At 75.1% G+C, this 20,243-nt stretch carries 21 protein-coding genes and 1 tRNA gene; 11 read left to right on the top strand and 11 right to left on the bottom strand.

Features of this window, described 5'->3' with window-relative positions; translation table 11 throughout:
* Positions 1-40: 40 nt before the first annotated feature.
* Positions 41-637, top strand: a complete 597-nt coding sequence (locus ACI79H_RS04440; RefSeq protein WP_456553168.1) for a biotin transporter BioY — start codon at positions 41-43, stop codon at positions 635-637.
* Positions 638-697: 60 nt separating this feature from the next.
* Here the strand turns inward: ACI79H_RS04440 and ACI79H_RS04435 are convergent, their stop codons facing one another.
* Positions 698-1,111: an acyl-CoA thioesterase gene (locus ACI79H_RS04435; protein WP_456553167.1), complete on the bottom strand. Its 414-nt coding sequence runs from the start codon at positions 1,109-1,111 to the stop codon at positions 698-700.
* Positions 1,112-1,179: 68 nt separating this feature from the next.
* Here ACI79H_RS04435 and ACI79H_RS04430 point away from each other — a divergent pair, with 68 nt between their 5' ends.
* A complete protein-coding gene (locus ACI79H_RS04430) occupies positions 1,180-1,611 on the top strand; it encodes a protein-tyrosine phosphatase family protein (RefSeq protein WP_456553166.1) in 432 nt (143 codons plus the stop codon).
* A 64-nt stretch (positions 1,612-1,675) separates the two neighbouring features.
* On the opposite strand, the gene ettA is transcribed toward ACI79H_RS04430, so the two are convergent.
* Together ettA and ACI79H_RS04420 are read right to left on the bottom strand one after the other, a co-directional pair.
* Positions 1,676-3,346 (bottom strand): energy-dependent translational throttle protein EttA, encoded by a 1,671-nt coding sequence (gene ettA / locus ACI79H_RS04425; protein WP_456553165.1) that lies wholly within the window; start codon positions 3,344-3,346, stop codon positions 1,676-1,678.
* 102 nt (positions 3,347-3,448) lie between these two features.
* Complete coding sequence (locus tag ACI79H_RS04420; protein WP_456553164.1) at positions 3,449-3,979, bottom strand: single-stranded DNA-binding protein; 531 nt, start codon at positions 3,977-3,979, stop codon at positions 3,449-3,451.
* Positions 3,980-4,166: 187 nt separating this feature from the next.
* Between ACI79H_RS04420 and ACI79H_RS04415 the strand changes: the two genes are divergently transcribed.
* From ACI79H_RS04415 to ACI79H_RS04405, 3 genes are all read left to right on the top strand, one after another.
* Positions 4,167-4,239 (top strand) — tRNA-Arg (locus ACI79H_RS04415).
* A gap of 135 nt (positions 4,240-4,374) precedes the next feature.
* Entirely contained in the window at positions 4,375-5,949 is a 1,575-nt protein-coding gene (locus tag ACI79H_RS04410; protein ID WP_456553163.1) for a flagellin N-terminal helical domain-containing protein, read from the top strand.
* A gap of 135 nt (positions 5,950-6,084) precedes the next feature.
* A complete protein-coding gene (locus tag ACI79H_RS04405) occupies positions 6,085-7,416 on the top strand; it encodes a lytic murein transglycosylase (protein ID WP_456553162.1) in 1,332 nt (443 codons plus the stop codon).
* A gap of 115 nt (positions 7,417-7,531) precedes the next feature.
* Here the strand turns inward: ACI79H_RS04405 and ACI79H_RS04400 are convergent, their stop codons facing one another.
* Together ACI79H_RS04400 and ACI79H_RS04395 are read right to left on the bottom strand one after the other, a co-directional pair.
* Complete coding sequence (locus ACI79H_RS04400; RefSeq protein WP_456553161.1) at positions 7,532-7,687, bottom strand: DUF6131 family protein; 156 nt, start codon at positions 7,685-7,687, stop codon at positions 7,532-7,534.
* 119 nt (positions 7,688-7,806) lie between these two features.
* Positions 7,807-8,511, bottom strand: coding sequence for an NUDIX hydrolase (locus ACI79H_RS04395; protein ID WP_456553160.1), 705 nt, complete (start codon positions 8,509-8,511; stop codon positions 7,807-7,809).
* A gap of 71 nt (positions 8,512-8,582) precedes the next feature.
* Here ACI79H_RS04395 and nadA point away from each other — a divergent pair, with 71 nt between their 5' ends.
* From nadA to nadC, 3 genes are read left to right on the top strand one after another with little or no spacing between them, the layout of a single operon-like run.
* Complete coding sequence (nadA, locus tag ACI79H_RS04390; RefSeq protein ID WP_456553159.1) at positions 8,583-9,596, top strand: quinolinate synthase NadA; 1,014 nt, start codon at positions 8,583-8,585, stop codon at positions 9,594-9,596.
* The gene (locus ACI79H_RS04385; protein ID WP_456553158.1) at positions 9,589-11,274 is read left to right on the top strand and encodes an L-aspartate oxidase; all 1,686 of its coding nucleotides are present in this window, start codon (positions 9,589-9,591) and stop codon (positions 11,272-11,274) included. Before nadA ends, ACI79H_RS04385 begins: the two co-directional genes overlap by 8 nt.
* A complete protein-coding gene (gene nadC, locus ACI79H_RS04380; RefSeq protein WP_456553157.1) occupies positions 11,271-12,158 on the top strand; it encodes a carboxylating nicotinate-nucleotide diphosphorylase in 888 nt (295 codons plus the stop codon). The genes ACI79H_RS04385 and nadC overlap by 4 nt, the downstream gene beginning before the upstream one ends.
* 81 nt (positions 12,159-12,239) lie before the next feature.
* Here the strand turns inward: nadC and ACI79H_RS04375 are convergent, their stop codons facing one another.
* Positions 12,240-13,277, bottom strand: a complete 1,038-nt coding sequence (locus ACI79H_RS04375) for an LLM class flavin-dependent oxidoreductase (protein ID WP_456553156.1) — start codon at positions 13,275-13,277, stop codon at positions 12,240-12,242.
* A gap of 110 nt (positions 13,278-13,387) precedes the next feature.
* Here ACI79H_RS04375 and ACI79H_RS04370 point away from each other — a divergent pair, with 110 nt between their 5' ends.
* Positions 13,388-13,690, top strand: a complete 303-nt coding sequence (locus tag ACI79H_RS04370) for a DUF427 domain-containing protein (protein ID WP_456553155.1) — start codon at positions 13,388-13,390, stop codon at positions 13,688-13,690.
* A 171-nt stretch (positions 13,691-13,861) separates the two neighbouring features.
* Entirely contained in the window at positions 13,862-15,802 is a 1,941-nt protein-coding gene (locus tag ACI79H_RS04365) for a putative bifunctional diguanylate cyclase/phosphodiesterase (protein WP_456553154.1), read from the top strand.
* Here ACI79H_RS04365 and ACI79H_RS04360 read toward each other — a convergent pair.
* Genes ACI79H_RS04360 through ACI79H_RS04345 form a run of 4 tightly spaced genes read right to left on the bottom strand, consistent with a single transcriptional unit; the run spans position 15,799 to position 17,883 of the window.
* A complete protein-coding gene (locus ACI79H_RS04360; RefSeq protein ID WP_456553153.1) occupies positions 15,799-16,080 on the bottom strand; it encodes a winged helix-turn-helix transcriptional regulator in 282 nt (93 codons plus the stop codon). The genes ACI79H_RS04365 and ACI79H_RS04360 overlap by 4 nt on opposite strands.
* A complete protein-coding gene (locus ACI79H_RS04355; protein WP_456553152.1) occupies positions 16,077-16,481 on the bottom strand; it encodes a VOC family protein in 405 nt (134 codons plus the stop codon). The genes ACI79H_RS04360 and ACI79H_RS04355 overlap by 4 nt, the downstream gene beginning before the upstream one ends.
* Before the next feature lie 41 nt (positions 16,482-16,522).
* Positions 16,523-17,323: an SGNH/GDSL hydrolase family protein gene (locus tag ACI79H_RS04350; RefSeq protein ID WP_456553151.1), complete on the bottom strand. Its 801-nt coding sequence runs from the start codon at positions 17,321-17,323 to the stop codon at positions 16,523-16,525.
* Positions 17,324-17,346: 23 nt separating this feature from the next.
* Positions 17,347-17,883 carry an AAA family ATPase gene (locus ACI79H_RS04345; protein WP_456553150.1) on the bottom strand — a complete coding sequence of 179 codons (537 nt, stop codon included), beginning with the start codon at positions 17,881-17,883 and terminating at the stop codon, positions 17,347-17,349.
* Positions 17,884-17,986: 103 nt separating this feature from the next.
* On the opposite strand from ACI79H_RS04345, the gene ACI79H_RS04340 reads away from it, so the two are divergent.
* Positions 17,987-18,772, top strand: a complete 786-nt coding sequence (locus ACI79H_RS04340; RefSeq protein WP_456553149.1) for a transglutaminase-like domain-containing protein — start codon at positions 17,987-17,989, stop codon at positions 18,770-18,772.
* Positions 18,773-18,804: 32 nt separating this feature from the next.
* Here the strand turns inward: ACI79H_RS04340 and ACI79H_RS04335 are convergent, their stop codons facing one another.
* Complete coding sequence (locus ACI79H_RS04335) at positions 18,805-20,235, bottom strand: dihydrolipoyl dehydrogenase family protein (RefSeq protein WP_456553148.1); 1,431 nt, start codon at positions 20,233-20,235, stop codon at positions 18,805-18,807.
* Positions 20,236-20,243: the final 8 nt, after the last annotated feature.

Raw genomic sequence — 20,243 nt, 5'->3', positions numbered from 1 at the left:
GGCCGTGCCGCCGGCGCCGACCCGCCGTTCAGGAGGATTCGTGGCCACCGCTTCGATGCCCGCGCAGCCGTTGCGCCCGCTCGTTCTCGCCGACCTGGTGCCCGCCGTGCGCGCGCGCAACGTCGTCCTCGTGGCGCTCGGCGTGCTGCTCACCGCCGTCCTGGCGCAGGTCTCGGTGCCGGTGCCCGGCTCGCCCGTGCCGATCACCGGCCAGACGCTGGCGGTCGTGCTGACCGCGGCGGCGCTCGGCCCGGTGCGGGGCATCGCCGTGCAGGTCGCCTACATGGCCTGCGCCCTGGTGGGCCTGCCCTTCTACTCCGAGGCCACCGGCGGCGTCGACGTCGTCTTCGGCGCGACCGGCGGCTACGTCGTCGGCTTCATCCCGGCCGCGTTCCTCATCGGCCTGGGCGCCCGCCACGCCATGGACCGCAACCCGCTCAAGGCGGTGCCGCTGTTCATCGCCGGCCAGGCGGTCGTCTTCGCCGTCGGCGTGCCGTGGCTGGCCGTCTCGGCCGACATGTCGGCCGCGCAGGCGCTCGACGCCGGTTTCTACCCGTTCATCCTCGGCGGGCTGGTCAAGGCCGGCATCGCCGCCGCGGTCCTCGGCGCCGCGTGGCGGGCCGCCCGCAAGGCCTGATCCCCGCTCGGTCAGCGACCCCCGGACGCCCTCGGCGTCCGGGGGTCGCTGCGTCCCGGGTCAGACCCGGGGCTCGTCGGCCCAGCAGGCGAGGAACTCCTTCTCCTCCGGCGTGAGCCGCCGGGGGCGCCCGAGGGCGAAGTCGAAGGGCACGATCTTCGTGCTGCCGGTGACCGCCAGGTTCCCGTGGTCGAACAGCTCGTAGCGGCAGAGGAAGGTCGCGGCGCGCACGTCGGTCACCCAGACGTCGACCTGCAGCGGCTGCGAGGAGTAGACGACCTGGCGCTTGTAGGCGATCTCGTGCGCCGCGACGATGAGCCCGCGCCGCTGGCCGGTCCGCAGGTCGTGCGTGGGCTGCTCGCGGAACAGGCTGATCCGCGCCATCTCGAAGTAGCCGAGGAAGGCGACGTTGTTGATGTGCTGGTAGGCGTCCATGTCCGACCAGCGCATCGGGACCGCAGCGGTATGCCTCACACCGCCACCCTGCCGTACGGCGCGCGGGTCGCTGCTCGGGGACCCGTCGGCGGCCCTACGGTGGCCCCGTGGGCGACTCCTGGCCCGAGGACCTGCCGGGCGTGCTGGTGCTGCCGTCGGGACGACGGGTGCTCGGTCGTGGCATGCGCCAGGCCGTGCCGCACCCGGAGCCGGAGTTCGGCGTCTACCTGCGCGGCCGCCGCCCGCCGGAGACGCCGTGGGAGCAACGCTGGGTGCGCTGGCGGGACTTCGGCCTCCCGTCGGACCCGGCCGACCTCCGGAGGGCGCTCACGGCGGCGTGGGAGCGGGCGGCGGCCGAGCGGGTGGAGATCGCCTGCACCGGTGGGACCGGGCGCACCGGGACCGCACTGGCCTGCCTGGCCGTCCTCGACGGCGTGACCCCCACCGAGGCGGTCGCCTTCGTCCGCCGCCACTACCGGCCCCGGGCGGTCGAGACGCGGTGGCAGCGCCGCTTCGTCCTGCGCTTCGAGGGGCCCTGAGACGACGACGGCCGGCGCGGAGCGGGTGCTCCGGCCGGCCGTCGTGGGTGTCCGCTGGGTCGTGCTAGTCGCGGGTGAGCTTGCGGTAGGTCGCCCGGTGCGGCCGGGTGGCCTCCTGGCCGAGCCGCTCGACCTTGTTCTTCTCGTAGTCGGCGAAGTTGCCCTCGAACCAGAACCACTTCGACTCGCCCTCGTAGGCGAGGATGTGGGTGGCCACGCGGTCCAGGAACCACCGGTCGTGGCTGACCACGACGGCGCAACCGGGGAACTCGAGCAGCGCGCTCTCCAGGCTGGTCAGCGTCTCGGTGTCGAGGTCGTTCGTCGGCTCGTCGAGCAGCAGCAGGTTGCCGCCCTGCTTGAGGGTGAGCGCCAGGTTCAGGCGGTTGCGCTCACCGCCGGACAGCACGCCGGCCGGCTTCTGCTGGTCCGGGCCCTTGAAGCCGAACGCGGCGATGTAGGCCCGAGAGGGCATCTCGACGTTGCCGACCTTGATGTGGTCCAGGCCGTCGGAGACGACCTCCCACAGGGTCTTCTTCGGGTCGATGCCGCTGCGGGTCTGCTCGACGTAGGAGAGCATGACCGTCTCGCCGACCTTGATCTCGCCGTCGTCGGGCTTCTCCTCGCCGACCAGCATCTTGAACAGCGTGGTCTTGCCGACGCCGTTGGGGCCGACGACCCCGACGATGCCGTTGCGCGGCAGGTTGAACGACAGGTCGTCGATGAGCACCCGGTCGCCGAAGCCCTTGGTGAGCTTGTTGGTCTCGACGACCACGCTGCCCAGGCGGGGGCCCGGCGGGATCTGGATCTCCTCGAAGTCCAGCTTGCGGAACTTGTCGGCCTCCGCCGCCATCTCCTCGTACCGGGCCAGACGCGCCTTGCTCTTCGCCTGCCGGGCCTTGGCACCGGAGCGCACCCACTCCAGCTCCTCCTTGAGCCGCTTGGCGCGCTTGGCGTCCTTGGCCCCCTCGACCTGCAGGCGCGCGGCCTTGGTCTCGAGGTAGGTGGAGTAGTTGCCCTCGTAGGGGTAGGCGCGGCCGCGGTCCAGCTCGAGGATCCACTGCGCCACGTTGTCCAGGAAGTACCGGTCGTGCGTGACGGCGACGACGGTGCCGGCGTACTTCTCCAGGTGCTGCTCCAGCCACGCGACGCTCTCGGCGTCCAGGTGGTTGGTGGGCTCGTCGAGCAGCAGCAGGTCCGGCGCCTCGAGCAGCAGCTTGCACAGCGCGACACGGCGGCGCTCACCACCGGACAGGACGGTGACGTCGGCGTCACCCGGCGGGCAGCGCAGCGCGTCCATCGCCTGCTCGATGCGGGCGTCGAGCTCCCAGCCGTCGGAGTTCTCGATGACCTCCATGAGCTCGCCCTGCTCGGCGAGGAGTGCGTCGAAGTCGGCGTCGGGCTCCCCCATCGCCGCGCTCACCTCCTCGAAGCGGGTCAGCGCGTCGCGCAGCGGCTTGACCGCCTCCTCGACGTTGCCCCGCACGTCGAGCGCCTCGTTGAGCGGCGGCTCCTGCAGCAGGATGCCGACCGTGGCGTCCGGCGCGAGCGTCGCCTCACCGTTCGAGGGCTGCTGCATGCCGGCCATGATCTGGAGCACCGTCGACTTGCCGGCACCGTTGGGGCCGACGACGCCGATCTTCGCGCCGGGCAGGAACGACAGGGTGACGTTGTCGAGGATCACCTTGTCGCCGTGCGCCTTGCGCGCGCGGACCATCGTGTAGATGTACTGAGCCACTGGGCTTCGGAGCCTTCCGTCGTCTCGCGAGCGGGGGGCGGGCCGGCGTCCCCGGCCCGGCCCCCATGCGTTCTCACCTCCGATCCTCCCAGCCCGGGGCAACTAGGCGTGCGCGGGCTGCGCGGCGAGGTCGGCGGCGTCCACCGGGTGCAACGCGTCGTCGGCTGCGAGGTAGTCCCGGCCCCGGCGCGGCTCGCCGTCGGAGCCCGGGAAGTCCGCCTCGTCGGCGGCGTCCCGCGCCGGCGGCACGGGAGTCGTCTCCTCGGCCGCCCGGCCGCTCCGGTCGCGGGTGAACAGCGAGCGGCCCTTCTGCAGGTTGGGCCCGACCGCGAACGCCCGGATCCGGGGCTTGCTGCGGGGGCCGGCGTCGGACTCCCAGCTGTGGGTGGTCAGCGCCCCGTGGACCACCACCGGGTCGCCCTTGCTGAGGCTCGCGGCCACGTTGCTGCTCAGCGCGCCCCAGCACTCGACGTCGACCCAGAAGGTGCCCGAGTCGACGTAACCCTCCTGCGCGGAGTCGTAGCGGCGCGCGGTGGAGGCCATGCGGAAGTTGGTGACCGCGCCCTTCTCGGTGGTGACGCGGCGGGGTGAGTCGGCGACGTTGCCGACGACGGTGACGGTGGTGTCGTTCACGGTGCTCCTCGGAGGTGCTGCGCCAGCGGCGCGGCCGGCGCGGTGCCGGTGTCCTCCGACCCTGGGGGGCGGCGCGCCCGGACGGGTGCGCTCCGGCTCATCTGTGGACGCACCCCACCCCTGTGGACGACGCCCCGCCCGCCGCCGCACCCCCGCCCTACCGTGCGGTGCGATGATCGGCGACCGAGCGCCCGTAGCTCAGCGGATAGAGCAGGTGCCTTCTAAGCACTTGGCCGCAGGTTCGAGTCCTGCCGGGCGCGCTCCTCCGGAGTGCTGCGCGCACCCGTCGGCCCCGGGTCCGGTGTTCGGCTCGATTCCCACCGGTCCCGTCCGTTACCGCTCGTGGGAGTGCTGCGGCGCAGGGGGCGCCGCGGCACCGAACGGGAGGAGGGCCGGTGGCGGTGCGCGTGGCCGCGGGCCTCCCCGGCCTGACCGCGCACCGGTACCTGGCCCTGAGCAGCGCCCGCACCGACCGCTCGCTGGAGCGCCTGACCTCGGGCCTGCGGATCAACCGGGCCGCCGACGACGCCGCCGGGCTCGCCATCTCCGAGGGGCTGCGGGCCCGGCTCGGCGGCGGCGCGCAGGCGCTCCGCAACACCTGGGACGCCGTCTCGCTGGTGCAGGTCGCCGACGGCGCCCTGCACGAGACCACCGCGGTGCTGCAGCGGATGCGCGACCTCGCCGTCCAGGCGGCCAACCGCGGGGTGGTGGACGCCGACGCCGGCTCGGCGATCCAGCGCGAACTCGACGACCTCAAGGCCGAGCTCACCCGGATCGCGTCGGTGACCTCCTTCGCGGGGCGGCCGTTGCTCGACGGGAGCTACGCCGGCTCCTTCCAGGTCGGCGCCGGCCCGGGCGACGTCCTGGACGTGCGGATCAGCGCCGCGACGGGTGCCACGGGCCTCGGGGTGGACGGCGTCAACGTCTTCGCCACCGCCGACCCGGCGTCCGTGCACGTCACCCCCGCGACGGGCTCGGTCGAACAGCCCCGGCTGGGCCAGGTCGTCCTCGTGGGGGTCACCGCGGGCGGGGACCTGGGCGCGGTGAGCGGGACGATCAGCTACGGCGGCAGCAGCCTGGACCTGGGTGCGGTGGTCTACGCGGACACCGACGCCGACGGCACCGTGAGCACCGCCGAGCAGGTGGCCCAGCTCAACGCCGCAGCCGCCGCCGCGGGCATCACCCACCGGCCCGACCCGTTCGTCGACGACGGCGACGACCTGATCTTCCGCGGAGCCGACCCCGCACCGGACGCCACCGACGCCGAGCTGGCCACCCTGAGCCCCGGCTACGGCGGGCCGCACGCCGACGTCCTGGTGGAGCCGGCGCGGACCACCATCCCCCCGCGCGCGGGGCTCATCACGTTCCCCGGCACCACCGCCGAGCAGCTCCCCACCCTGCGCGGCCGCGTCACGGTCGGCGGCGCGAGCCTCGAGCTGGGCTCCGTCGACTACACCGACACCGACCAGGACGGCGTCGTCAGCGGCGCCGAGGCGCTGGCCCAGCTCAACGCGGCCGCCGCTGCCGCCGGTCTCTCGGCCGGTGGGGCGGCCTTCGCGCAGGGGCCGCTGCGCACCCTGGCCGCCGACGAGCACGTGGACCACGGCAGCGTCCTGCACTTCCGCGGACCGGTGCCCGCCGACGGCGCGACGCCGGAGGAGGTCGACTACGCCGGACCGCTGTTCCGGCAGGGCCAGGACATGATCTCGACGATCGACCTGGCACTCGAGACGGTCATGTCGCAGCGGGCGCAGCTGGGTGCGCTGCAGAACCGGCTCGAGCACACCGTCGCCGCTCGCGGCGTCGCGGACGAGAACACCGCCGCGGCGCTGTCGCGGATCCGGGACGCGGACCTGGCCGCCGAGATGGCCGCCCTCACCCGCAGCGACGTCCTCCGGCAGGCCGGCCTCGCGATGCTGGCGCAGGCGGGCGACGCCGGGCGGAACGTGCTCCGCCTCCTGCAGGCCTGAGTCCCGCGCCGGATCCCGGCCGTCGTCGTTCCGCGGACACCTCCTCCGACCTGCGCGGATCCCTGTGATTGAGACCACGTGTCACGGGTACCGGTCGCCCGGCCACGGAGTCAGCTACGGCACCAGGAGCGATGGATGCGACGGTCGACGCACGCCCGCCTGCGCGAGAAGCGGCAACCGATCCCGCCGGCCGCCGACCGGCGGCACCGGGCGCTGCTCCTGGCGGCCGCGGTCGTCGGCTCCGCCGGCCTGGTGAGCGGGCTCGGCGCCACCACCGGCGACGGCGGGCTGCAGGAGGCCGACGCCGAGACCAGCACCGCGCAGCCGACCGCCTCCGAGCTCTCCCGTGGCGCGCCACCCGGGGCCATCACGCTGCCGCCGCTGCCCGTGGCCGTCCCGCAGCCGCAGCCGGCCACGCCGGCCGTGATCACCGGCCTGGCCGAGAACGGCATCCCGAACGTCGCCCTCAACGCCTACCGCGTGGCCGCCGCCCGGATGGGCGCCTCGGACCCGGGATGCGGCATCGACTGGTCGCTGCTGGCCGCCATCGGCCGGGTGGAGTCCAACCACGGCCGGTTCGGCGGCGCCCAGCTGAACCCGGACGGCACCTCGACCCCGGAGATCCGCGGCCCGGCGCTCGACGGGGGGAAGTTCGCCTACATCGCCGACTCCGACGACGGCGCCTTCGACCACGACCCCGCCTACGACCGCGCGGTCGGCCCCATGCAGTTCATCCCGACCACCTGGCGCTCGTACGCGGTGGACGGCGACGGCAACGGCACGACCGACCCCTTCGACATCGACGACGCCGCCCTGGGCTCGGCCAGCTACCTGTGCACCGCCGGCGGCGACCTGCGCACCGCGGCCGGGCAGCGCCGTGCGGTGTTCGCCTACAACCACTCCGACGAGTACGTGGACCAGGTGCTCGCGCTCGCCCGCTCCTACGCGACAGGCATCCCGGTCGACTCGCTGCCGCTGCGCGGCGACACCAGCAGCCCGGTGCCGGCACCGTCCGGCGGCGTGCGCGGGCCGGCCGCACCCGGGCCGGCCCTCGGGCTGCGCGACACGACCCCCGCGTCGGCCGACACGGTGCTGCTCGCGGGGAGCGCCCCGGCGCCGGCTCCCGCCCCGGCACCAGGGCCGGGCGAGCCACCGGCCCCCGCGCCGGCGTCGGGCCCTGCGGCGCCCGCACCGGGCGGATCGGCCGCGCCCCCGGCCGGCGGCGGCTCGGCAGCGCCCGCCCCGGCGGCGCCCGCCCCGGCTCCCGCTCCGGACCCCGCGCCGGCCCCGCCGGCGCTCCCGCTGCCGGCCCTGCCGCTGCCACCGCTGCCCCTCCCGGCACCGCCGCCCGCACCGGCTCCGGCTCTGGAGGCTCCGCCGGGGGTCGCGCTGGTCCCCGGCGTCACCTGCTCGCTGCTGGGCCCGCTGGGCGTCAAGCTGCTGCCGGCGCTGCCGCTCTGCCCCTGATCACGGACCCCCACGACGACGACGGACCCCCGGCCGCGCGAGCAGCCGGGGGTCCGTTCGTCCGTCGCGCCGTCGGCTCGGCGGCCTCGCGCGGAGGCCGACGCCGACGGCCGGCTCAGTACCAGTGCCTCCGCCCGCCGACCGCACGGCCGGTCGAGCCCAGGACGTACAGGACGGCCCCCACGACGAGCAGGATGATGCCGATCGTCCACAGGATCGAGATCTCCAGGAAGAACCCGAGCAACAGCAGGACCAAGCCCAGAACCAGCACGTTCGTCTCCGTTCCACGTTCCGCGGTGTGTCGGCGCGGACGGTAGCCACGCCGCCCGGATCCATGCCTCGCCGCTCCGCCATGTCACCCGTTCGTGATCATGGGCGGTCCGGTCGCCCTCAGCGCGCGGACGGCGGCCGGAACACGGCGAACGGGTCGGTGACCTCGAGCTCCGGCGCGGCGAACCGGTAGAGCGCCGCCGGCCGCCCGCCGGACCGGCCCGACGGCGCCTGCTCCCCCGTCGGCTCCAGCACGCCGCGGCGCAGCAGCACGCGCTGCAGGTTGGTGGCCGTCACCTCGTAGCCGAGCGCGGCGACGTAGAGCTCGCGCAGCTCGGCGACGGTGAACTCGGGCGGAGCCAGCGCGAAACCGACGTTGGTGTACGAGAGCTTGGCGCGCAGCCGGCCCAGCGCCGAGCGCACGATCGAGCCGTGGTCGAACGCCGTCCCGGGCAGCGCGTCGACCGGGTGCCAGGCGGTGTCGTCGGGCAGCGCGGGGTCGACGTGCGCGGGGACCAGCCCGAGGTACGCCGTCGCCACCGTGCGGCCGCGGGGGTCGCGGTCGGGGTCGCTGCGGGTCTCCAGCTGCTCGAGGTGGCCGAGGTGGGCGACCTCCACCTTCGCCGCCAACTGCCGGGCCACCGACGCGCCGAGGGTCTCCTCCGCGAGCAGCGGTCCGCCGGGCAGCGCCCACGCGCCGGCGAACGGCTCGTTCGGCCGCTGCCAGAGCATGGCGTGCAGCCGCCTGCTCCGGACCTGGAGCACGACGGCCAGCGCCTGGTGCGGATAGGCCGGGCGCTCCGGCGACGACCAGACGGATCCCACGTCCGGGAATGCTAGTGTCTTGGCGCGAGGTTTTAGCCTGGTAGTCAGAAACCACTCCGACGGAGGTCCCCGTGACCGCGACGCTCCCCGCCCCGACCGCCCCCGCGTGGACCCCCGACCAGTGGCAGCACTGGCGCGAGGAGGTCCGCCGGCTCGCTCGCGAGAAGGACGCCGTCGTGCTGGCGCACAACTACCAGGCGCCCGAGATCCAGGACGTCGCCGACCACGTGGGCGACTCCCTCGCGCTCTCGCGCCTGGCCGCCTCCAGCGACGCCGGGACGATCGTCTTCGCCGGCGTCCACTTCATGGCCGAGACGGCGAAGATCCTCGCGCCGGAGAAGACCGTCCTCGTCCCGGACGCGGACGCCGGCTGCTCGCTGGCCGACACCATCACCGCCGACCAGCTGCGCGCCTGGAAGGCGGAGCACCCGGGCGCCGTCGTGGTCTCCTACGTCAACACCTCGGCCGAGGTGAAGGGCGAGACCGACATCTGCTGCACCTCGTCCAACGCCGTCGAGGTGGTCGAGTCGATCCCCGCCGACCGCGAGATCCTCTTCCTGCCCGACCAGTTCCTGGGCGCGCACGTCCAGCGGGTCACCGGCCGGGCGAACATGCGCATCTGGATGGGCGAGTGCCACGTGCACGCCGGCATCTCCCCCACCGACCTGCGGGCCAGCGTCGCGGCCGCGCCCGACGCCGAGCTGCTCGTGCACCCCGAGTGCGGCTGCGCCACGAGCGCGCTGTGGATGGTGTCGGACGGACAGCTGCCCTCGGAGCGGGTGCACATCCTCTCCACCGGCGGCATGCTCGACGAGGCCCGCCGGACGAAGGCCGACCGCGTGCTGGTCGCCACCGAGATCGGCATGCTGCACCAGCTGCGGCAGGCCAACCCGACCACCGCGTTCGAGCCGGTCAACTCCCGCGCCGCCTGCCCGTACATGAAGATGTCGACGCCGGAGAAGCTGCTGCGGGCGCTGCGCGAGGGCCGCGACGAGGTGACCGTGGACCCGCAGGTCGCTGCCCGCGCCCGGGCCGCCGTCGAGGCCATGGTGGCCATCGGCACGCCGTCGCCGGTCGGTGAGTGAGGTGCACGGGGTCGCCACCCTGGCGCCGCCCGTCGTCGCGGAGCTGCCCCTGCCCGCGGCCGAGGGCGAGCGGGTCACCGACGTCGTCGTCGTCGGCAGCGGCGCGGCCGGGCTGATGACCGCCGTCGCGCTGGCCGATGCGGGGCGCGCGGTCACCGTCGTCACCAAGGGCGAGCTGGGCGCGGGCAGCACGCCGTGGGCGCAGGGCGGGCTGGCCGCCGTCCTCGGGAACGACGACGACGCCGAGCTGCACGTGCGCGACACGCTCGTCGCCGGCGCGGGCCTGTGCGACGAGGCGGCGGTGCGCACCCTGGTCGCCGAGGCACCGGAGGCCGTCGCCGAGCTGCGGGCGCTCGGCGCCCGGCTGGACCTCGCCGCCGACGGCCGGCCGGCGCTCACCCGCGAGGGCGGGCACAGCCGCGACCGGATCGTGCACGCCGGCGGCGACGCCAGCGGGGCCGAGGTCACCCGCACCCTGGCCGCCGCACTGCGCGCCCGCGGCATCACCGTGCTCGAGCGGACCGTCGCGCTCGACGCGCTGCGGGCCCCCGACGGCCGGGTGGCCGGGCTGCGCATCGCCCGCACCACCGACGGCGGCGCGCTGGTCGACGTCGAGGACCTGCGGGCCCGCGCCGTCGTGCTGGCCACCGGCGGATTCGGCCAGGTGTTCACCGCGACCACCAACCCGGCCGGTGCCACCGGCGACGGGCTGGCCCTCGCGCTGCGCGCCGGCGCGGAGGTCGCCGACGTCGAGCTGGTGCAGTTCCACCCGACCGCGCTGTGGACCGGTACCGGCGCCCGCGGGCAGCAGCCGCTGGTCTCCGAGGCGGTGCGCGGCGAGGGCGCGGTCCTCGTCGACGGCGACGGGACCCGGATCATGGCCGGCGCGCACCCGCTGGCCGACCTGGCGCCGCGCGACGTCGTCTCGGCGACCGTCGCCGCGCACCTGCGGGCCAGCGGCGCCGAGCACGTGTTCCTGGACGCCCGGCACCTGGGCGCCGACTTCCTGGAGCGCCGCTTCCCCGGCATCACCCGGGCCTGCCGCGACGCCGGGATCGATCCCGCCCTCCAGCCGGTCCCCGTCGTGCCCGCGGCGCACTACGCCTGCGGCGGGGTGCTGGCCGACCTGGACGGGCGCACCGGCGTGCCCGGGCTCTTCGCCGTGGGCGAGGTCGCCTGCACCGGCGTGCAGGGGGCCAACCGGCTGGCGTCGAACTCGATCACCGAGGGGCTGGTCGCCGCCCGCCGCTGCGCCGCGCTGCTCGCCGCCGCCCTGCCACCGCTCGCCGACGTGGTCCCGCCGGCCGGTGACGGAGCCGCGATCGACCCCGCGGCGCGCGCCGTCGTCACGACCGCCACGACCCGGCACGCCGGGGTGCTGCGCGAGGCCGAGGGACTGGCCGAGCTGACCCGGGCGCTGGGCGCCGTCGACCGGGCGCCCGCAGCGCCGCTGGACCTGGCGACCGTCGAGACCACCGCGCTGCACACCGTGGCCACGCTGCTGGCCTCGGGCGCGCTCGCCCGAGCGGAGAGCCGCGGCTGCCACCGCCGCCTCGACCTCCCGGCCACCCGGCCGGAGTGGCAGGTGCGGCTGGTGCACCGGCTGGACCGCACCGGCCACCTGCGCACCCGCACCGTGCCGGTGCAGGCCGCCGCCGACGAGCTGGTGGTCGCGTGAGGACCCCGCTGCGCGACGGGACCGCCTCCGCGCTGCGCGCGGGCGGGCTCGACCCGGCCGACGTGGAGCGCGTCGTCCGCACCGCGCTGGACGAGGACCTCGCGTTCGGCCCCGACGTCACGACGGGGTCCACGGTGCCGGCCGACGCCGTCGCGACCGGCGACGTCACGCCGCGCAGCGTCGGCGTCCTCGCCGGCGTGCACGCCGCGGCCGCCGTCTTCGAGCTGGTGGGCGGCGCGGCGGTCGAGGTCCTCGTGCACGAGGCCGACGGCGCGGCCACCGAGCCGGGCCTCCCGGTGCTGACGGTCACCGGACCGACCCGCTCGCTGCTCACCGCGGAGCGCACGGCGCTCAACCTGGTCTGCCACCTGTCCGGCATCGCCTCCCTCACCCGGCGGTGGGTCGACGCGATCGAGGGCACCGGCGCGGCGGTGCGGGACACCCGGAAGACGACGCCGGGCCTGCGGGCGCTGGAGAAGTACGCGGTGCGCTGCGGCGGCGGGGTCAACCACCGCATGGCGCTCGGCGACGCCGCCCTGGTCAAGGACAACCACGTCACCGCGGCGGGGGGCATCGCCGCCGCGGTGGAGGCGGTGCGGGCCTCGGCGCCGGGCATCCCGCTCGAGGTCGAGTGCGACACCCTCGAGCAGGTGCACGAGGCGGTCGAGGCCGGCGTGCAGCTCGTGCTGCTGGACAACTTCTCCACCGCCGACACCCGGACCGCCGTCGACCTGGTGCGCGGCACGGGGGTGCGGCTGGAGGCCAGCGGGGGGCTGTCGCTGGACCGGGCGAAGGAGGTCGCGGCGACCGGCGTCGACTTCCTGGCGGTCGGCGCGCTCACCCACAGCGCGCCGGTGCTGGACCTGGGCTTCGACCTGCGCTGACCCTCCGCGAGATCTGCACACTCGGGGCTTTGAGCGCCCTGAAGGGCCCGAGTGTGCAGATCTCGCGGCCGGACGCGACCGTCAGGCGGCGCGGCGGTCCGGGTGCACCCAGCCGATGGCCGGGGCCACGTGCTCGACGACGTTCTGCAGCAGCCGGGCGTTGTACTCGACGCCGAGCATGTTGGGCACGGTGATGAGCAGGCTGTCGGCCTCGCGCACCGCGGCGTCCTTGGCCAGCTCCTCGGCGAGCTGGTCGGGCTCGCCGACGTAGCTCTTCCCGAACCGCGCCCGCACGCCCTCGAGCACCCCGACCTGGTCATCGCCGCTGTCGCCGCCGAAGTACTGCCGGTCCAGGTCGCTGACGATCGGCAGCACGCTGCGGCTCACCGACACCCGCGGCTCGCGCTCCCAGCCGGCCTCGCGCCACGCCGCCCGGAAGCGGGCGATCTGCTCGGCCTGCAGCTCGTCGAAGGGGACGCCGGTGTCCTCGACCAGCAGCGTCGAGCTCATCAGGTTCAGTCCCTGCTGCGCCGTCCACTCGGCGGTCGCGCGGGTGCCCGACCCCCACCAGATGCGGTCGGCCAGACCCGGCGACTGCGGCAGGACCGGCAGCTGCCCGGGGCGGCCGCCGGTCATCTTCGGGTCGGCGTCGACGATCGGCTGCGCGGAGATGGCGGCCATGAACAGGGCGGTCTTCTGCCGGGCGAGGTCGGCGTCGCTGCTGCCCGGTCCGGGCACGTAGCCGAAGGCCTCCGAGCCGCGCAGCGCCGTCTCCGGTGAGCCGCGGCTGACGCCGAGCTGCAGCCGGCCGTCGCTGAGCAGGTCGGTCGCCGCGGCCTCCTCGGCCATGTACAGCGGGTTCTCGTAGCGCATGTCGATGACGCCGGTGCCCAGCTCGATCCGGCTGGTGCGGGCGGCCATCGCGGCCAGCAGCGGGAACGGCGAGGCCAGCTGGCGGGCGAAGTGGTGCACCCGCACGTAGGCGCCGTCCAGGCCGATCTCCTCGGCCGCGACGGCCAGCTCGACGCTCTGCACCAGCGCGTCGCGGCCGGTGCGCACCTGCGACCCGGGGATGGGCTGCCAGTGCCCGAAGGACAGAAAACCGATCCGCTTCTCCACGCCTCCCCCAGCGCCGCCGCGGCGCACCGTGTTCCCGGGATGACGGGGGCCTGCGGCGACGTTCCGACGACGAGCGACCGCATCGGGCGGTCCCGGTGGGAGGGGATCCCATGCGCGCCACCGTCAACGGCACCGTCGTCGCCGAGGCCCCGGAGTCCGAGCTCGTCCGGATCGAGGGCAACTGGTACTTCCCGCCGTCCGCGGTGGTCGACGGAGCGCTCGCGGAGAGCCCGACGGCCTACACCTGCCCGTGGAAGGGTGCGGCCCAGTACTGGGACGTCGTGACCCCGTCCGGGACCGCCTCGGACGGCGCCTGGAGCTACCCGGACCTCAAGCCGTCGGCCGTCGAGCGGGTGGGGACGGACTTCGCCGGCTACGTCGCCTTCTCCCCGGGGGTCGTGGTCGGGGACTGACCACGTGGCCGCCGGCGGGCGGCACCACAGCAGCTTCCACCGGGGACGACGCCGGGCCCTGTGCACATCTGCCGAGACCGTGACCGCATCTCACCCGCTGTGACGGCACGATCACGACTCTCCGCGTACGGCTTCCGTCACTTCACGCCTCCGATGCGTAACCCTGGCCCGGTGAGCATCCCCGCCTCCGAGACGCCGTGGCAGCCCGCCGGCACGCCCACCGCGGCGGCGCGGCAGCGCATGCGCGCCATCGACACGCTGCTCGCCGACCGCGGCCAGCTGTTCCAGGCGCTGTTCATGTCCGCGCCGATCGCGAAGGCGCTGGTCGACCTCGACGGTCACGTGCTGGTCGCCAACCCGGTGATGTGCGCGCTGACCGGTCGCGGTGCCGACGAGCTCGCCGGCCGGCACGTCGACCTGCTCGCCCACCCCGACGACCCGCCCGTCGGCGACCTCGCCCTGGTCCCCGCCCCCGGCGAGCCGCCGCTGGACCCCAACCTGCTGCTCGACGGCGAGCGCCGGCTGCGCCGCTCCGACGGCACCGAGCTGTGGGTCGTGCAGGCGCACGAGGTGGTCCGCCACAACAACGGCGTCCCGCAGTTCGTCGTCCTCTCGCTGGTCGACGTCACCGACCGCCGCCGGGCCGAGGACGACCTCGTCCGCCGCGCGTTCACCGACCCCCTGACCGGCCTGCCCAACCGCCGCGCCCTCACCGACCGGCTGCGGCACGCCGTCGCGCTCTCCCGGCGCCGCGGGCTGCAGGTCGGCCTGGTGCACCTCAACATCGACCGGTTCCGCGCGGTCAACGACACCCTCGGCCACGAGGCCGGCGACCTGCTGCTCAGCCAGGTCGCCGACCGGCTGCGCTGGAGCACCCGCGTCGAGGACACCGCCGTGCGGCTGGGCGCCGACGAGTTCCTCGTCGTCGCCGAGGACGTCGAGGACCTCGAGGGCCTGCGCGCCCTGGCCGAGCGGCTGCTCGGCGTCCTCGACGAGCCCTTCGTCGTGCACGGCCGCGAGATCACCCTCTCGGCCAGCGTGGGCCTGACCCTCGGCTCCGACCTGACGCCGGACGACCTGCTGCGCCAGGCGCAGAGCGCGCTGAACCGGGCCAAGGTCGACGGCAGCCGCGCCCGCGTCGAGGTGCACGAGGGGGCCCTCAGCGACAGCGACGTCGACGCGCTGCAGCTGGAGACCGACCTGCGGCACGCGCTGGACAACGACGAGCTGCGGCTGTTCTACCAGCCGATCGTGCACCTGGCCGACGAGGCGCTGCTGGGCTACGAGGCGCTCATCCGGTGGCAGCACCCCACCCGCGGGCTGCTCCCGCCCGGTGCTTTCCTCGACGCCGCGGAGAACAACCGGCTCACGTCCAAGCTGGGCGCCTGGGTGCTCCGGCGGGCGTGCCTGGACGCCGCCACCTGGCCCGAGGACCTGCGGGTGCACGTCAACGTCTCGGCCCGGCACCTGGCCGAGGAGGGCTTCAGCGAGCTGGTCGCCGCGGCGCTCGAGGAGTCGGGGCTGGCGCCCGGGCGGCTGGAGCTGGAGATCACAGAGTCGACGGCGCTGTTCGCGGCCGAGGCCACGCTGCACTCCGTCGCCGTCGTCACCGACCAGGGCGTGACCCTGGCGCTGGACGACTTCGGCACCGGCTACTCGGCCATCACCGCGTTGCACCGGCTGCCGATCCACACGCTCAAGATCGACCGCTCCTTCGTCGCCGACGTCGTGGCCGAGCCCGCGACCGCCGCCCTCGTGCAGGGCCTGCTCCAGCTCGGCCGCGGCATGGGCCTGCAGGTGATCGCCGAGGGCATCGAGGACCTCGACCAGGCCGCCTGGCTGCTCGACCACGGCTGCGCCATGGCCCAGGGCTACGCGTTCGGCCGGCCGGCGCCGCTGCCCAGCCCGGCGGACGTGCTCATCGGCGAGGTCACCCAGGCCCCGGCCGAGGAGGTCGCCGGCGCACTGCTGCCCGACGAGCTGGAGACGCCGATCGTGCCGCAGCAGCGGACCGCGGACCCGGAGCCGCCGCGCCGGGTCGTGCTGGCCACCGACGACACCGGCAAGTTCGGTCTGTTCGACCAGTTCGCCGACGAGGCGGAGGACTCCTAGGCCTGCTCCGCGCCCCAGCGCCCGAGTGCGTCGATCGCCTCGCGCAGGCCGTGCCCGCGGTCGGTGAGCGCATAGGCCCGGGTGTTGTGCCGGAGGGGCAGCCGGGTCAGCACGCCGGCCGCTTCGAGCTCGCGGAGGCGGGTCGCGAGCATGTTGGTGGGCACTCCGAGGTCGCGCTGCAGGTCGCCGTAGCGCTGCGGCCCGTCGAGCAGTCGCTCCACGACGAGCAGCGCCCATCGCGCCCCGACGACGCCGAGGGCCGCGGCGAGATCGCTCACGTGGTCGGGTCGGCGTCCGGCTTCATCCAGAACGGCGAGTAGTGGTAGCCGTCGGGGTCGTCGAACTGGCGCTGGTACATGAAGGGGTAGTCGTCCACGTCGCCGATCCGCCCGCCCGCGGCGCCGGCGCGCTCGACCAGCTCGTCGACGGCCTCGCGGCTGCCGAGGTCGAACGAGACGGTGACCTTCGAAGGGGTGTGCGGTCCGCCGACCAGCTCCTCGACACCGCCGACGCCGGCGTACATCTCGCGGCTGCCGAGCATCACGTACTGCTCCGGTGCGATCGAGAAGCACGCCACGTTGTGATCGGACATCTCGGCGTTGAGCGTCCAGCCGAGCGCGGTGTAGAAGGCGGTGGCGCGCTCGACGCTCTCGACCGGGCAGGTGATGAAGAGGCTCACGGCGGCAAGACTTGCAAAATGCAAGTGAGCCGTCAAGTGCCTCAGGGCCGGGGCAGGGCCAGGGGCACCGGGCGCTTGGGCTCCCGGCCGTCGCCCGAGGAGGTCCCCCGCAGCCGCCGGCCGATCCACGGCGCCACGAAGCCGCGGACCCAGGTCGCCTCCTCGACGACGGCCACCCGCAGCGCGCGCGGCGCCGCCGGGGGCAGGGGCGTGCGCCAGTCGACGTCGTCCCCGGTGGGCACGCCCAGCGCGGTCGCGGCGGCCAGCGCCGTGCGCCGGTGGCCCTCGGGTGTGAGGTGGATGCGGTCGGTGTCCCACATCCGGACGTCCTGCACCCAGCCGGCGCCCCACTGGTCGAGGACAGCGGCGCCGGTGCGCGCGGCGATCGACCAGATGTCGGCGTTGAAGACCGCGATCTTCCCGCGCGCCCGCCGCAGGATCGGGGTGTTCCGGGTGTCCACGCCGGTCGCGAGCAGCACGTCGGCCCCGGCGTCCCGGAACCGGATCACGGCGGCCTCGAGGGTGGCCGCGAGCTCGTCTGGGTCGGCTCCCGGGCGCATCAGGTCGTTGCCGCCGGCGACCAGGCTGACCAGGTCCGGACGCGCCTCCAGCGCGACGGGGACCTGCTCCTCGACCACCTGGCGCAGCAGCCGCCCTCGGATGGCGAGGTTGGCGTACTCGACGTCGTCCCCGGTGGCGGCGGCGAGGTGCCCGGCGAGCCGGTCGGCCCAGCCGAGGTACTCGCCGGGGCGCGACGGGTCGGCGTCGCTCAGGCCCTCGGTGAAGGAGTCGCCGAGGGCGATGTACCGGCGCCAGGGCGCCGAGGAGGCGGAGAACTGCACGGCGGCAACTCCACCACAGCCGCTCAGGCCACCGACGGCGGCCAGCGGTGCACGCGCCACGCGTCCCAGGTGGCGTGCCCGGCCGGCGGGTCGCCGACCGGTTCGCTGCCGTCCAGCTCCCCCGGCGTCGGGACGTCGAAGGCGGCCGCCCAGGCCGCGAGCTCCGCGTCGGACATCGGCCACGTCGTGTGCGGCGCTGCGGCCTGCCGCTCGTCGAGCCGCCGGCGCTGCTCGGCCGGGGTGCACGCGCAGTAGCGCAGCTCCACCGCGGCGCCGCGGTCGGCTGCGGCCTGCCGCAGGGCGGAGCGCTCGTCCCGGCTCCACAGGCCGAAGTCGAGGACGACGTCGGTGCCGAGCTCCAGGGCGCGCAGGCCGATGTCGACGAGCCGCCCCTCGATGACGTCCTGCGCCGACGACGGGTTCTCCGCGCCGTAGAGGGCCTTCACCCACTCGTCCTTCGTCAGCCGGAGCGCTCCGTGCTCGACCTCGATGCGCCGGGCGGTCGTGGTCTTGCCGGTGCACGGGAGCCCCACGGTCAGGTACGGCGTCGCCCGCCGCATCGCAGCTCCTCCCGGCACCCGCTCACGCTACGGCGGCGTGAGAACGGCGTGACCATCGCGTTGCCGACCGGCGGCGCCCGCGAACGCCGGTCACGATGCCCGCATGCGCACCGACGTCGCCGCCTCGCTGACCCTCTCCGCCCCCGCCCCGTCAACCGCGCTGCTGCAGGTGGCGGTCACCGCACCGCTGTCCGAGCAGCTGACGGTCATCTCGGGCGGCGAACCGGTGGAGGCCGAGGAGTTCGAGGTCGACGGCGCCCGCGTGCACCGGCTGGAGCTGCGGGCCGGCGACACGACCGTCAGCTACTCGGCCTCGGTCGCCGACGGCGGTGCCCCGCGCCGGGTCACGCCCGCGGAGTGGGCGACGGCGCTGCGCCCGAGCCGCTACTGCCCGTCGGACCAGCTGGAGGGGTTCGCGCACGGCGAGTTCGACGCGTCCCTGCCGCGGGCGGAGCTGGTCCCCGCCGTCGCGGAGTGGGTGCACGGCCGGCTGACCTACACCTCGGGGTCCAGCCGGCCGGTCGACACCGCCGTCGACACGCTGCTCATGGGGCAGGGCGTGTGCCGCGACTACGCGCACCTGACCGTCACCCTGCTGCGCGCGCTCGAGGTGCCGGCCCGGCTGGTCGCCGTCTACGCGCCCGGCCTGGACCCGATGGACTTCCACGCCGTCGTGGAGGCCGACGTCGACGGCACCTGGTGCGTCGTGGACGCGACCCGCCTGGCGCCGACGCGCTCGCTCGTGCGCATCTGCGCGGGCCGCGACGCCGCGGACACCGCCTTCCTCACCACGCTCGGCGGCGTCGCCCGGTTCGAGGGCATGACCGTCACCGCCACCACCGACGGCGACCTCCCCGCTCCCGACCACTCCCCCTTCGCCCTCCCCTGACGAATCGGGATGTCGACGTGTCGAGGTGTCGATCAGTCGCCGTCGCGCCAGGTCTCCAGGAGGCGCAGCCAGATCTCGCTCATCGTCGGGTAGGACGGGACGGCGTGCCAGAGCCGGGCGATCGGGACCTCGCCGACGACGGCGACCGTCGCCGAGTGCAGCAGCTCGGCGACGCCGCGGCCGATGAAGGTGACCCCGAGCAGCACCTCGCGCTCGGTGTCGACGACGGCGATCGCGGTCCCCTCGTACCCGTCCGCGAACAACGAGGCCCCGGCGATGCTGCCGATCGGGTACTCGACCACCCGGTGCGGCAGGCCCTCGCCGGCGGCCTGGGCGGCGGTGCGCCCGACGCTGGCGACCTGCGGGTCGGTGAACACCACCGACGGCGTCGCGGCGTGGTCGGCGGTGGCCGACGTCGGGGCCCACGCCGCCCCGTCGAGCTGCTCGCCCCGGGCCCGCGCCACGATGGCCGCCGCCGCCTGGCGCGCCTGGTACTTGCCCATGTGGGTGAGCAGCTGCCGGCCGTTGACGTCGCCCACGCCGTACAGCCAGGGCCGCCCCTCGACCTGCAGGGTGTCGTCGACCGGCAGGTACTCCCCCGGCTCCAGCCCCACGGTGTCCAGCCCGAGATCGGCCGTGCGCGCCGCCCGGCCGACGGCGACCAGCACCTCGTCGCCGCGGTACTCCTGCTGCGACGTCGTCAGCACGACCTCGGTCCCCTCGCGCCGGGCCGCGCTGACGTCGGCGCCGAACACCACCTCCACGCCGGCCGCCCGCAGGGCCGCCGTCACCGCCTCGCCGGCCTGCGGCTCGGCCCGCGGGAGCAACCGGTCGCCGCGCTGCAGCAGGGTGACCTGCGCGCCGAGGGCCTGCCAGGCGGTCGCCATCTCGCAGCCGACGTACCCCCCGCCCAGCACGAGCAGCCGCCCCGGCGCCTCCTTGGCGCTGGTCGCCTCGCGCGGACCCCACGGGGTGACCTCGGCCAACCCGTCGACCGGCGGCAGCTTGCCCACCGACCCGGTGCAGACGGCGACGGCGCTGCGCGCGGTCAGCCGCAGCTCCCGGCCCTCGTCGTCGGTGACCACGACCGTGCGCTCCCCGTCGAGCCGGCCGGTGCCGCGGACCAGGTCGATGCCGGCGCCTTCGACCCACCGCACCTGGCTGCCGTCGTCCCAGCCGTGGGTGAAGGTGTCGCGGCGGGCGAGGGTGGCGGCGACGTCCTGCTCGCCGGTCACCGCCTGCGCGGCGCCGTCGACGGCGCGGGCCTCGGCCAGCACCTCGGTGCCGCGCAGCAGCGCCTTGCTCGGCATGCACGCCCAGTACGAGCACTCCCCGCCCACCAGCTCGCTCTCGACGAGGACGGCGGACAGCCCGCCCTTGACGACGACGTCGGCGACGTTCTCGCCGGTCGACCCGGCTCCGAGGACGACGACGTCGTAGGTGCGCTCTTCCGTGGCAGTCACGGCCGCGA

The organism is Blastococcus sp. SYSU D01042 (assembly GCF_054050515.1).
The sequence above is the reverse complement of the archived record's forward strand: the minus strand, read 5'-3'. Positions and strand labels throughout refer to the sequence as shown.

Excerpts from the sequence above, each read along its gene's own strand:
- ACI79H_RS04340 (WP_456553149.1), top strand. The coding sequence starts at position 17,987 with ATGCGCACCGACGTCGCCGCCTCGCTGACCCTCTCCGCCCCCGCCCCG.
- ACI79H_RS04405 (WP_456553162.1), top strand. The coding sequence starts at position 6,085 with ATGCGACGGTCGACGCACGCCCGCCTGCGCGAGAAGCGGCAACCGATC.
- ACI79H_RS04345 (WP_456553150.1), bottom strand. The coding sequence starts at position 17,883 with ATGCGGCGGGCGACGCCGTACCTGACCGTGGGGCTCCCGTGCACCGGC.
- ACI79H_RS04370 (WP_456553155.1), top strand. The coding sequence starts at position 13,388 with ATGCGCGCCACCGTCAACGGCACCGTCGTCGCCGAGGCCCCGGAGTCC.